This is a genomic window from Bacteroidota bacterium (assembly GCA_026391695.1).
Lineage (GTDB): Bacteria > Bacteroidota > Bacteroidia > Bacteroidales > JAGONC01 > JAPLDP01.
On sequence record JAPLDP010000089.1, the window covers coordinates 18,574 to 32,088 of the forward strand.

Sequence of the window (13,515 nt, forward strand, 5' to 3'; positions counted from 1 at the left end):
GACATTGATCAATATTCATACAATCGCGGCAATATTCATAGCCTACCTGGCAGGATCGATCCCAACGTCTGTATGGGTTGGCAGGCTTTTTTATGGCGTCGACATCCGTGATCATGGGAGCGGTAATGCCGGTGGCACGAATACAATCCGTGTCCTTGGCGTGAAAGCCGGTATTCCCGTTATTGTCATCGATGTCTTCAAAGGATGGTTTGCTGTGTTTCTTTCGCATTTCTTTCATGAAGGTATCACCACGACAGAACAGCTTGTCACGTTCGAGATCATACTCGGTTCTGCCGCCGTTCTTGGACATGTGTTCCCTATCTTCGCAGGATTCAGGGGAGGCAAAGGGGTGGCGACATTATTGGGCGTCGGCATAGCACTTTACCCTTGGGCCAGCCTGATCACGGCTGTGGTATTCGTCACTGTCTTCCTTCTCACCAGATGGGTCTCCCTCTCTTCTATATCAGCTGCATTAATGTTTCCGGTTATAGAAATCATCATCCTTGGCCATCATGACTATCTGTCATTGATGCTGCTTTCGATCGCCGTCGGAATCTTTATCCCCCTGTCGCACAGGAAGAATATTAAAAGACTGCTCAGGAAGGAAGAGCCGAAATTTAGGTTTAAAAAGCAGGATACATCTTAAGTGATTATTCCCGGCTGCAAACAACAACAAATTCCCGCGAATCAGGAACAAGATCTTTACCGCTAAAATCACCATAAATATGTTTAAGCGTAAGCTCAGACCGATGCACTAAATGTTCAATTTCATACCGGAAATAAAACCGCATTGGAAAGCTCCATGTTTCGGTTTTTTCATTGCCACCTTCACCAAGGATAAAAGTCATGGTCACATAACTGATCTGGTCGATCAGGTCAGCATGCATCGATATTACCCGTTTAAGGGGTTTCCCCTGATATTCTCCCTCAAAATCAACTTGTTCGGTAAGGCCCTCCAATAACATTTTCAGGCTGGGGACATACAAGTCAAAAATGAAAATACCACCAGGTTCCAGGTGGTCATAAACCTTGTTTAAGGCGGCAACCTGGTCATCAGGTTGCGTGATATGCGACAAAACACGGAAGGCGGCAAGGATGAGGTGAAATCTTTTATCGAGCTTCATATTCACCATATCCTGGACGCTGACGCGGTCATGATATTTCCGGTCAATCTTTTTCTTCAGCACATCAATCATGCTTTGGCTGATATCGATGCCATAGATGTTAGCACCTGCTGAAAGGGCTTCTGTGAAAAACCGCCCTGTCCCCACGCCTATCTCAAGGACAGGACCTCTTACCTGCAAGATCTGCTTGAGATAAAACTGCTTGTCGGCCCCTGACAATACCTTATCGTACACCACATCATAATAATGCGCCACAAAATTGGGATACTCCATAAAACAAATCGACTATTATATTGTTTAAACTAACTATATTAATACTTGCAAAGCTAATTAAAAATATCCTGTACGGGGGTAAATAATCTCTTCCCAACAGGAATTAATTATCTTTGTGCTCCTTTAATTATCAAGGAATTCAGTAATAATGAGCATAACAAAAGAACAGGTCATCGATGCACTGCGCCATGTCAATGACCCGGATCTGAAGAAAGACCTGATCACGCTGAATATGATCGACGACATCAGGATCGAAGGTGATACAGTCAGTTTCAGGCTTGTTCTCACAACGCCGGCCTGTCCGTTGAAAAACCTCATGCAAAAGAATTCCATTGAGGCGATTCACCAATATGTGGATAAGACTGCACAAGTGGAGGTGGATCTAACATCCAGGGTGACCAGCCGCCGGAAAATAACTGAAGAGATGCTTTCGGGAGTGAAAAATATTATTGCCATAGCCTCAGGAAAAGGTGGCGTCGGCAAATCGACGGTGGCGGCAAACCTCGCCGTTGCCCTGGGAAAAACAGGCGCCAGGGTCGGATTGATTGATGCCGATATTTACGGTCCTTCTATCCCTCTAATGTTTAACCTTGTCAATGAGCATCCTTCTGTTAAAGAAATAAACGGCAAAACCAAGATCATTCCTCTCGAAAAATATGGCATCAGGCTATTGTCGATCGGCTTTTTCGTTGATGCTTCACAGGCGCTGATATGGCGCGGTCCAATGGCATCCAATGCAGTGATACAGTTATTTAACGATGCAGACTGGGGTGAACTGGATTATATGCTTATCGACCTGCCACCGGGAACAGGCGACATACACCTTACTCTTGTCCAGCAGGTACCAGTAACAGGCGTGGCTATCGTCACCACCCCGCAGGAAATCGCACTGGCCGATGCAAGAAAAGCAATAAGCATGTTTAGGCAGGAAAAAATCAATGTCCCGGTTTTAGGCCTGATTGAAAACATGTCGTATTTTACACCGGCTGAACTGCCTGATAATAAATATTATATCTTTGGGAAAGAAGGCGGCAAAAGGCTGGCACAGGAGACACATGTGCCACTGCTGGGGCAAATACCTTTAGTTCAGAGCGTTTGTGAGTCGGGTGACAACGGCAGCCCTATCGTACTGGATGATTTTTCACCGGTGAGCACAGCTTTTAAAACGCTGGCAGAAAATATCGCTCAGCAGATAGCTATCAGGAATGTGTTTATTGAAACCAGCCAGAAGGTTACTATACATGGAATAGATAATTAACAGAAATACTGAAATATGATTAATGAAGCAACGAACCATGATGAGCTGACCAAGAAGGTGAAGAATGTCATTGAACAGATAAGGCCTTATTTACAGGCTGATGGAGGTGATATTCAGTTTGTCAGCCTCACTGAAGAAAATATTGTCAATGTCGAGCTTATCGGTACTTGCGGATCATGCCCCTATAGCAAGATCACATTAAAAAATGGAGTCGAGGAAGCTGTCAGACGGGTATTACCCGAGATCAGAGCCGTGGAGGCTATCGAAACCATTTAAAGTTGCTATTCCGGTAATTCTAAGCTTTTCACGAAAGGTATTTTGCCACGATGGGCATTCGACGGCCCATGCCAAAGGCCTTTGGTGACACACGCAGAATCGGCGGCGCCTGGTGCCGTTTAAATTCATTGCTGTTTACCAACCTAAGGACTGTTCGTACCATTACCTCGTCAAAACCCTGTTTTATAAGATCATCGGGCCCCTGCCGAAGTTCAATGTACTGATACAGTATCCTGTCCAGAATCTCATAATCCGGCAGTGAATCAGCATCTTTCTGATCTGGCCTAAGCTCGGCAGAAGGTGGCTTATTAATAGTGTTTTCAGGGATGACCTCATAATCTTTATTGATGTATCGTGCCAGCCCGAAAACATCGGTCTTATAAACATCACCAAGCACCGAAATACCTCCGCACATATCACCGTAAAGAGTGCCGTAGCCGACAGCAGCCTCGCTCTTGTTGGATGTATTTAGCAGAATATAACCGAACTTATTGGATAAAGCCATGAGGATAATAGCCCTGATCCTGGCTTGCATGTTTTCCTCCGTTATATCAAAAGGCAGATCTTTGAAATTTGGCTTGAGTGTTTCTTCAATACTGTTAAAAGATTCTTCGATGCCGATGATGTCAAAACTCACACCCAGGTTTTCGGCCAGCTTTATAGCATCACTTAAGGAATGATAGGATGAATAACGGGAGGGTAACATAACTCCTCTCACATTTTCCTTTCCTAATGCTCTCTGAGCCAAAACCAATGTTACAGCCGAATCGATACCCCCCGACAGTCCAAGAAGGGCTTTTTTCAGGCCTAACTTCTCAAAATAATTCCTGATCCCCATGATGAGGGCATCATGAATGAGGGCAATTTTAGATGTATCCCTCTGTTCTTTCTTCTCATCACTGACCAGATTAATTTTATATCCATCGGATGACCGGTCACACTCATATATCCTTAAATCCTCCTCAAAGTAATTCATCTCGTCTACAACTTCACCGTCGTCTCCCACCACCATCGAGCCTCCATCGAAAAGCAGCTCAGTCTGTGCGCCAACATGATTCACATAAAACAAGGGCATGTGGTATTTTTTCGCATTACCTCCCAATACCTGTTTTCTTCTCAGGGCCTGCTCATAGTGAAAGGGCGAGGCGGCAATGTTAATCATCAGATCAGGATGCTGGCCACTGAGCACCTCCATGGGCGATACGGTATAAAGGGGTGAATCGCTGATGTCCCATATATCTTCACAGATGGTCAGAGCAATCTTATGATCTTTGAAATCAATAACCTTTATATCTTTAAAAGGCTCAAAATAGCGGTATTCATCGAAAACATCATAATTCGGCAGCAGAGTTTTATGGGTCACTGCTTTCACCTTCCCGTCCTGAAGAAAATAGGCTGAGTTGTGCAGGCGTTTGCCTTTTTTATCGGGATTTATAGAAGGCGACCCCACAATGGCAGCAATGTCAGTACAAACTGAAGCTACATCCAGCACACACCGGTGACACTGTTCGATATAATCGTCAAATTCAAGGAAATCACGCGGAGGATAACCGGAAACAGCCAGCTCAGCGAAAACGACCAGATCGGCATTTTTTTCACGGGATTTCCGTATCGCCTGCTTTATCTTGGTGACATTCGAGTCAAAGTTTCCGATGTGATAATTTATCTGTGCTAAGGCAATCTTCACCTCTTATGATGTTTTCTGAGTAACCGGATGATGATGATAAGCTGCCGGATTTCCTTTAAAAAATGATGCCGACATTAAATTCAATATAGTTGAGTATAGCCCTCTCCTTGATGTTGGGGTCAACTTTATTGTTTCCGGACAAAATATTTGTCAGCCCATTGTTATAATTAAAATTGACCAGTATGGATGTGGAGTTGTTGATGAAATATTCTACTCCCGCTCCTATTACAAATGCAGCCCTGAAAAGATTGATGTTATCCGATATCTTATTTTCCTTCTCTGCAGTTTTCGTAAGTGTACCATCCTGATCAGGATATTCAAACACATCAATACCTTTTGCCGTAATCCTCACATCACCAGCCAATCCGATCTGGCCGAAAATAGCAAACTTGTCAAAATTATCCGTCCTCATCTTGATCATGACGGGTAACTGAAAATACTTGATCCGGTAATTCCTGTTAAGCACGCCGGTAGTATCGATGCCATCCATTTTATATGGAAATGACAGTTTGCCATTGTTGTATTGCAGGTTAAAGCCTGTCGACAGAAAATAATTTCCTGCCATGCTGAAATCGCTGATGAATCCCCATGAGAATCCGGCTTGTATCCCATCAGAGGAATATCCCTCGGCATCGGGATTTAACCAGTTTATATTTGGCCCCACCTTCAAGCCAAACCTGTAAGGTTTCTTTTCCTGTGACAACAAGGGTAGTGATAAGATCAATATCGCTATAGACAAGAGTCCAATTCTCTTCATGGTAGACCAGTTATTTGAAGCCCAAATTTACAAAAATTTGCTTTCGCATGTGGAATTCAATTTCAAAACATAATTTTGCGATATCAAAGTCCATATATCTCAAGCTTATGAAGATCATTCAGAATAGCCTCATAGCCACTGCTCTTATACTTGTCATTGCCTGTAACCATCAAAATAAAAGCTGGAAAGATCCGGATATTTCCGGCGTCCCTATCAGTGATGTCATGATCAAACGTTATGAAAAAGCCCTTTTCACAATCGATAAAAAACAGCTGAAAACTGAACTTTTAAAAATTGCCGGCGATTATCAGGTCTTTCTTAAAGGCGATCTGGATGACACCCTGAATCTTCTCCAGTTATCCAATTATATTACCGATCCTTTGCTGATCAGCATATATGACACAACAATAGAGAGGTATCCGGATATGAAGGATACCGAAAAGCAGCTGACAACAGCCTTCAGATACTATATATATTATTTTCCTGAAAAACCTGTACCGCATGTTTATACTTTCATTTCCGGACTGGATTACGAGATACCGGCTATCTTTCTTGACACGGCGCTGCTTATTGCCATTGACATGTACCTTGGCCAGGATTATAAGCCTTACGGAGAACTGGGGCTGCCGGCATATATGATCAGCAGGTTCAGTGAAAAGTACCTGGTTAGTGATTGTATGAATGAAATTGCAGCCAGTCTGATGCAAAATACGCCCTGTGGCAACAGCATGCTCGACCAGATGGTTTATGAAGGAAAGAGGCTGATGCTGCTCGATGCCTTCCTCCCTCAGGTGGCTGATGATATTAAAATCAAATATACACCGGAACAACTGGAATGGTGCAGGAAGAACGAAGCCAACCTGTGGAAGTTCATCATTGAGAATGAGTTACTCTATTCTACCGATATTCAGGTCATCAACAAATTTTTCGTCGACGGCCCCTTCACCCACGGATTTGAATCCTCACCGCCGCGGCTTGGAGCCTGGCTGGGCTGGCAGATCATCAGGTCCTATATGGAAAAACAGAAGGATGTGAACATGAAAACACTTCTGGATGAGGCTGATGCCCAGAAAATACTTACCACATCGAGATATAAACCCCGGCGATAGGGCTGAATTTACTAACACCAGGGTCACAATAAGTCATTTTAATGATTAATGGTAGAGATGCATCAAACACCTTTACCTTTATGTTAGTCAAGACTTATGGCAGTGCCCTGTATGGCATCAATGCAATCACCATCACCATTGAGGTGAATATTGACGACGGTATCAACTTTTTCATGGTCGGATTGCCGGATAATGCTGTCAAAGAAAGTCACCAGCGTATCGAGTCGGCATTGAAAAATATCGGCTATAAAATACCCGGGAAAAAGATCGTTATCAATATGGCTCCGGCTGATATCCGTAAAGAGGGCTCGTCGTACGACCTGACCATCGCCCTCGGCATCCTGGCAGCCTCCGGCCAGATTAAGACCGACCATATCCATGAGTATATCATCATGGGAGAGCTATCTCTCGATGGAGGCATTCACCCCATTAAAGGAGCATTACCCATAGCCATCGAAGTCAAGAAAAAGGGATTCAAGGGATTCATCCTTCCGCGACTGAATGCAAAGGAAGCAGCAATTGTGAGTGACATTGATGTATATGGCGTGGAGAATATCATCGACGTAATACATTTTTTTAATGAGGAGGCCCGTCTGGAGCCGGTAAGGGTGAATGCACGTGAGGAGTTCGCGTATAGGCTCAATGATTACGAGTTTGACTTTGCCGATGTAAAAGGACAGGAAAACATCAAACGTGCTTTGGAGATTGCCGCTGCTGGAGGGCATAACATCATTCTTATAGGCCCGCCGGGCGCCGGTAAAACCATGCTCGCCAAACGCCTGCCATCAATATTGCCACCCCTCAACCTGCATGAAGCACTGGAAACAACTAAAATTCATTCTGTGGCAGGTAAAATGGCCAGGGACTCGTCATTAATAACTGTCAGACCCTTCCGTTCACCACATCATACCATCAGTGATGCAGGCCTTGTCGGAGGTGGCACCTTCCCGCAGCCCGGTGAGATATCCCTGGCTCATAATGGCGTCCTGTTCCTTGATGAACTGCCGGAATTCAAACATTCCGCCCTTGAAGTCATGCGCCAGCCCATGGAAGATCGTGTGGTCACCATATCGCGTGCTAAATACAGCATGGATTACCCGGCCAGCTTCATGCTGGTGGCAGCCATGAACCCCTGCCCATGCGGTTATTATAACCATCCCGACAAGCCCTGTGTCTGCCCGCCGGGAATGGTGCAGAAATATATTCATAAAATATCAGGCCCCCTTATGGATAGAATAGACCTGCATGTTGAGGTCACACCTGTCCCCTTTAGAGAACTTAGCAAAGAACGAAACTCCGAAAACAGCGTTCAGATCAGAAACAGGGTTGTGGCAGCCAGAAGTATACAAGAACAAAGATATCATCAGGATAAAGGGATTTATTGCAATGCACAGATGACCTCACAGCAGATAAGAAAAATCTGTAAAATAAAAGAAGAAGGGGAACAGATACTCAAGACCGCTATGGAGAAGCTGTCTCTCTCGGCCCGGGCATATAACCGCATACTCAAGGTTTCCAGAACAATAGCCGACCTGGAGAAGTCCGACGACATTGAAGCACATCACCTGGCCGAAGCCATTCAATACCGCAGCCTGGACCGCGAAACATGGGGAATGAGCTAAAGACCTGCAATCCCGACTGCGTCGGGATTTCGCTCGGCTTCGCCTCGCTCAACCTGCAACCTGAAACTTGCAACTTGCAACTTGTATCTTTTATCACTCCAATAATATAACATTATCACAATTCTTTTTAACTTTGACATTCCATAAAAAACGAAAATATATGACTAAGGACTTCATCAAGTTTATCGACGTCACCCGCCATTATAAACTTGGAACCGAGATCGTCAAAGCCCTCAGGGGTATCACACTTGACATAGCTAAGAATGAATATGTGGCCCTCATGGGACCGTCGGGTTCCGGTAAATCGACACTGATGAATATCCTCGGATGCCTCGATACACCAACATCCGGAAGCTATTTACTCAATGGTAACGATGTCAGTAAAATGAATGATAATTCCCTGGCAGAAATACGGAATAAAGAAATTGGTTTTGTGTTTCAGACCTTCAATCTTTTGCCACGCTCCACAGCTCTCGAAAATGTCATGCTGCCTCAGATTTATGCCGGTATTAACAAAGCCAAACGGACGGAAAGAGCCACGGAGGTGCTGACAAGTGTGAACTTGAGCGATAGGATACGTCATAAACCTAATGAATTGTCAGGCGGAGAACGACAAAGAATAGCTATCGCCAGGGCGCTTGTCAACCATCCATCACTGATACTTGCCGATGAACCCACAGGAAACCTCGACACAAAGACGTCGATTGAGATTATGGGACTCCTCGAAGAAATTCACAATGCCGGTAACACCATTATGGTGGTGACCCATGAAGAATACATTGCCCGCCATGCACATCGTATCATCCGTTTAAGAGACGGCATGGTCGAGTCGGATGAAATAAATCCCGATATCATCACTATGGAGCATTATAAAACTGAAGTTACTTCATAATAAGAAATGAAAACTTTTCTCTTTTTACATTGTTTTACTGTTGAATTTCACTAATTTTCTATCCTGATTTATTGACTGTCTCACATGAATGACGGATTTAAAATATACACCAAAAAAGGCGACAAAGGAGAAACATCGCTGATTGGTGGCAAGAGAGTTCCAAAATTTCATGACCGTATTGAAGCCTATGGCACTTTAGACGAGCTGAATTGCTATATCGGTCTCATCCGCGATCAGGACACTGATATGCATACCAGGGAAATGCTCATTGAAATCCAGGACCGGCTGTTTACCGCCGAATCCCTGCTTGCTGCCGATAATCCCACCTCACTTGCATCACTGCCACACCTCTTCGAAGATGATGTGACCCTGTTGGAAAACGAAATCGACAAAATGAATGAACAGTTGCCTGCGATAAAAAATTTCATCCTTCCCGGTGGTCACATCACGGTATCGCATACCCATGTGGCCCGATGCATATGCCGCCGTGCTGAGAGGCTTACCGTAAGGCTGGCTCAGCATTTTGATGTAGATGAACTGATCATTAAATATCTCAATCGCTTGTCGGATTACCTGTTTGTCCTGGCCAGAAAATTCACACACGATTTTAAAGTCACTGAAATCCCTTGGAAGGCTAGAATGACATGACTTTCCGGCAATTTTTTAATAATTTTTCATTTTGTTCTTTGTTTTTAAAAAAAAATTACTTTTGCAAAAATTTACTTATAAAATCTCCTGAATATGTATTGGACTCTGGAATTGGCTTCAAAACTGGAAGATGCACCATGGCCTGCTACAAAAGACGAACTGGTAGATTATTGCATCAGATCAGGCGCACCTCAGGAAGTGATCGAGAACCTCCAGGAAATTGAAGATGAAGGGGAGGTATATGAAAGTATTGAGGACTTGTGGCCTGATTATCCTACTAAAGAGGATTTTTTCTTTCATGAGGACGAATACTAAATAATTGACAATTTCTAAATTTAAGGTTTAACATTAAATCCTTTCCCCTTCTGCCTTCCACTTTACCCGGTACTCTCTTCCTGTTTCTATTGTTGTTTTATCGATGTTTTCACTTTTTAACTTAAATTTGCCTGTCTTTATTAATTCGTGAAATATTAGCTGTATGTCAATGTGACATGATAATTCTAGCGGAATGATACTTGATAAAGCCGAGCTGTTCTATATTTTCTGCATAGTTATTTAAGATTTACACAATGGCGAGTTTCCTTTCAAAGTTCCTGGGCAGTAAATCGGATAGGGATATCAAAATCATCATGCCGGCAGTGCAAACGATCCGGCAGGCATATGAAGCCATCAAGGAATTGAATAATGATGAATTGCGGGCTAAAACCCTTGAATTCAGAACCAGAATTTACGATTATATCAGCGATGAAGAGAATGAAATCAAAAAATTAAAAGAAAAGGCTGAAAATAATCCTGACCTCGATACAGAAGAAAAAGAGAAACTTTACAATGCTGTCGATCAGCTTGAAAAAGACAGTTATCGCAAAACACAGGAAATCCTCGATGAAATTCTTCCCGAAGCATTTGCAGTGATGAAAGAAACTGCACGCCGGTTTAAGGAAAATGAATACATCGAAGTCACTGCCACTGACATGGACCGTGACCTGGCCTCCAGATTCGACAGCATCAACATCACCGGTCAAAAAGCCCGGTATTTTAACAAGTGGATGGCCGGCGGTAATTTGATCACATGGGATATGACACACTATGATGTCCAACTTATCGGTGGCATCGTCCTGCACCAGGGAAAAATTGCAGAAATGGCCACAGGTGAAGGGAAAACGCTGGTAGCCACCCTGCCGGTATACCTCAATGCCTTGCCAGGTAAAGGCGTTCATATTGTCACTGTTAATGATTATCTGGCAAAAAGAGACTCTGAATGGATGGGCATGCTGTATCAGTTCCATGGGCTTAAAGTGGATTGTATCGATAAACATGAACCCAATTCCAATGAACGCCGCGATGCTTATCTTGCTGACATCACCTTTGGAACAAATAACGAATTCGGCTTTGACTACCTCAGGGATAATATGACCGGCAACCCTGATGAACTCGTGCAGCGCCCGCATTATTATTCTATCGTCGACGAGGTCGACTCCGTTTTGATTGATGATGCCCGTACACCTCTTATCATTTCAGGACCAACTCCAAAAGGAGACACCCAGGAATTTGATGTACTCAAACCGAATATCCTGAAACTATATAATGCCCAGAAAACCCTTGTCACCAAGATCCTGGCTGAGGCTAAACAATTAATGCAAAGCAGCGATAATGCCGAAAATGAAAAGAAAGTCGGGGAACAGGTATTCCGGTCTTACCGTGGTCTTCCTAAAAATAAAGCCTTAATAAAGTTCCTGAGCGAAGAAGGGATCAGAACCCTGATGCAGAAAACCGAAAATTTCTATCTTCAGGAACAGGCCAAAAACATGCATATCATCGATGATGAACTGTTCTTCGTAATCGATGAACAACATAACTCCATTGACCTGACGGAAAAGGGTATTGACCTGCTGAATGAAGAATATGATGATCCGAGTTTTTTCATTATGCCGGATATCGGTGCAGAGATTGCTGAACTCGAACGTTCCAGCCTCTCCGAAGCACAACGATTGGAGCGGAAAAATGTAATGATGCAGGACTTTTCAGTCAAATCCGACCGCATCCACACGGTTAACCAACTGCTCAAAGCCTACGCTCTCTTTGAAAAGGATGTCGAATACGTTATCATGGATAATAAGATCAAGATCGTCGATGAACAAACAGGACGTATTCTTGAAGGCCGGCGGTATTCCGATGGATTGCACCAGGCTATCGAAGCAAAAGAAAATGTCAAGGTGGAAGCTGCCACCCAGACTTACGCCACAATCACACTCCAGAATTATTTCAGGATGTATAAAAAACTGGCCGGTATGACCGGAACAGCTGAAACAGAAGCTGGTGAGTTGTGGAACATCTATAAGCTCGATGTGGTGGTTATCCCCACAAACCGGCCGGTCGTCAGGGATGACAGAGAAGACATGGTTTACAAAACAAAAAGAGAAAAATTCAATGCCGTTATTGATGACATTGCGAAACTCATCAACATAGGCCGACCGGTTCTTGTTGGTACCACATCTGTTGAAACATCCGAACTGCTAAGCCGCATGCTCAAAATGAGGGGCATAAAGCATAATGTACTGAATGCCAAGCTGCATCAGAGAGAGGCACAGATTGTCCTGGAAGCCGGCCAGGCCGGTACGGTAACCATCGCCACAAATATGGCAGGACGTGGTACTGACATTAAGCTGGGGCCTGGTGTGAAAGAAGCCGGCGGCCTGGCTATCATCGGCACCGAACGCCATGAATCACGTCGTGTCGACCGCCAGTTGCGTGGCCGCTCCGGCCGTCAGGGTGACCCCGGCAGCTCCCAGTTCTTTGTCTCGCTCGAAGATGACCTCATGCGCATGTTCGGCTCCGAACGTATTGCCAAAATTATGGACCGCCTCGGCATCAAAGACGGTGAAGTCATCCAGCATCCTATGATCACCAAATCTATCGAAAGGGCACAGAAAAAAGTTGAAGAAAATAACTTCGGCATACGAAAACGACTGCTGGAATACGACGATGTGATGAACTCACAGAGAGAGGTCATCTATAAGAAACGTCGGCATGCCCTCTATGGCGAACGATTGTCAATCGATATCTCTAATATGATTTATGATGTTTGCGAAAAAATCGTCATCGATTACCAAGATGAACGCGATTTCGAAGGATTCAGCCTGGAACTCATCAAGCTTTTTGGCATCGAGTCGCCTTTTAATGAAAAAGAATTCTTCGCACTTAACGGTGAAGAGGCCACAGAAAAACTTTTCAACATAGTATATAACAATTATCAGGTCAAACGTGAAATGATAGCCACAAAGGTTTACCCTGTCATCAAAGAGGTTTATGAAACACAATCACGCTATGAGAATATTGCTATCCCGATAACCGATGGACGTAAGGTCATGCAGGTGATCGCCAACCTGAAAAAAGCTTTTGAAACAAATGGGAAAGAAGTACCCCTGTCCATAGATAAAGGCATCACACTGGCCATGATTGATGAAGCCTGGAAAGAACATCTGCGGGAGATGGATGAACTCCGGCAATCGGTACAATCGGCTACCTATGAACAGAAAGACCCTTTACTTATATACAAATTTGAATCATTCGAGCTGTTTAAAAAAATGCTCGACAAGATTAATAAGGAGAGTATCTCGTTCATTATCAAAGGCAATCTGCCTATCCAGGATACAGGGCAGGTGCGTGAAGCAGCACAGGTACGCAGCAGACCTGACATGAGCAAATTGAAGGAAGAACGTACCGACCTGTTGTCGCAGGCATACAGTAATACTCAGCAGCCACAGAAAACGGGACCCGTAAAGGTTGAGAAAAAGGTTGGACGTAATGATCCCTGCCCTTGCGGCAGCGGTAAAAAGTATAAGCATTGCCATGGCATCGGTAAATGACAT

12 protein-coding genes are annotated in these 13,515 nt (G+C 44.1%); 9 read left to right on the top strand and 3 right to left on the bottom strand.

Annotated features, from left to right (window positions below):
• Positions 1 to 4: 4 nt before the first annotated feature.
• Positions 5 to 646 carry a glycerol-3-phosphate 1-O-acyltransferase PlsY gene (gene plsY, locus NT175_14270; GenBank protein MCX6235858.1) on the top strand — a complete coding sequence of 214 codons (642 nt, stop codon included), beginning with the start codon at positions 5 to 7 and terminating at the stop codon, positions 644 to 646.
• A 4-nt stretch (positions 647 to 650) separates the two neighbouring features.
• On the opposite strand, the gene NT175_14275 is transcribed toward plsY, so the two are convergent.
• A complete protein-coding gene (locus NT175_14275; protein ID MCX6235859.1) occupies positions 651 to 1,397 on the bottom strand; it encodes a class I SAM-dependent methyltransferase in 747 nt (248 codons plus the stop codon).
• A 148-nt stretch (positions 1,398 to 1,545) separates the two neighbouring features.
• Here NT175_14275 and NT175_14280 point away from each other — a divergent pair, with 148 nt between their 5' ends.
• Together NT175_14280 and NT175_14285 are read left to right on the top strand one after the other, a co-directional pair.
• On the top strand, positions 1,546 to 2,655 hold the full coding sequence (locus NT175_14280; GenBank protein ID MCX6235860.1) for an Mrp/NBP35 family ATP-binding protein: 1,110 nt from the start codon (positions 1,546 to 1,548) through the stop codon (positions 2,653 to 2,655).
• 15 nt (positions 2,656 to 2,670) lie between these two features.
• Positions 2,671 to 2,931, top strand: coding sequence for a NifU family protein (locus tag NT175_14285; GenBank protein ID MCX6235861.1), 261 nt, complete (start codon positions 2,671 to 2,673; stop codon positions 2,929 to 2,931).
• A gap of 28 nt (positions 2,932 to 2,959) precedes the next feature.
• Here NT175_14285 and NT175_14290 read toward each other — a convergent pair whose 3' ends face one another.
• Both NT175_14290 and NT175_14295 read right to left on the bottom strand, forming a co-directional pair.
• Positions 2,960 to 4,618, bottom strand: coding sequence for an NAD+ synthase (locus NT175_14290; protein ID MCX6235862.1), 1,659 nt, complete (start codon positions 4,616 to 4,618; stop codon positions 2,960 to 2,962).
• Positions 4,619 to 4,673: 55 nt separating this feature from the next.
• Entirely contained in the window at positions 4,674 to 5,375 is a 702-nt protein-coding gene (locus tag NT175_14295) for a porin family protein (protein ID MCX6235863.1), read from the bottom strand.
• A gap of 47 nt (positions 5,376 to 5,422) precedes the next feature.
• Here NT175_14295 and NT175_14300 point away from each other — a divergent pair, with 47 nt between their 5' ends.
• The 6 genes from NT175_14300 (at position 5,423) to secA (ending at position 13,512) form a co-directional block, all read left to right on the top strand.
• Positions 5,423 to 6,484, top strand: a complete 1,062-nt coding sequence (locus tag NT175_14300; GenBank protein ID MCX6235864.1) for a hypothetical protein — start codon at positions 5,423 to 5,425, stop codon at positions 6,482 to 6,484.
• 80 nt (positions 6,485 to 6,564) lie between these two features.
• Positions 6,565 to 8,106, top strand: a complete 1,542-nt coding sequence (locus NT175_14305) for a YifB family Mg chelatase-like AAA ATPase (GenBank protein ID MCX6235865.1) — start codon at positions 6,565 to 6,567, stop codon at positions 8,104 to 8,106.
• A 160-nt stretch (positions 8,107 to 8,266) separates the two neighbouring features.
• Positions 8,267 to 8,998: an ABC transporter ATP-binding protein gene (locus tag NT175_14310; protein ID MCX6235866.1), complete on the top strand. Its 732-nt coding sequence runs from the start codon at positions 8,267 to 8,269 to the stop codon at positions 8,996 to 8,998.
• Positions 8,999 to 9,082: 84 nt separating this feature from the next.
• A complete protein-coding gene (locus NT175_14315; GenBank protein MCX6235867.1) occupies positions 9,083 to 9,646 on the top strand; it encodes a cob(I)yrinic acid a,c-diamide adenosyltransferase in 564 nt (187 codons plus the stop codon).
• 93 nt (positions 9,647 to 9,739) lie between these two features.
• Entirely contained in the window at positions 9,740 to 9,961 is a 222-nt protein-coding gene (locus NT175_14320) for a DUF2795 domain-containing protein (GenBank protein MCX6235868.1), read from the top strand.
• A 254-nt stretch (positions 9,962 to 10,215) separates the two neighbouring features.
• Positions 10,216 to 13,512 (top strand): preprotein translocase subunit SecA, encoded by a 3,297-nt coding sequence (gene secA / locus NT175_14325; GenBank protein MCX6235869.1) that lies wholly within the window; start codon positions 10,216 to 10,218, stop codon positions 13,510 to 13,512.
• The last annotated feature ends 3 nt before the right edge of the window (positions 13,513 to 13,515 follow it).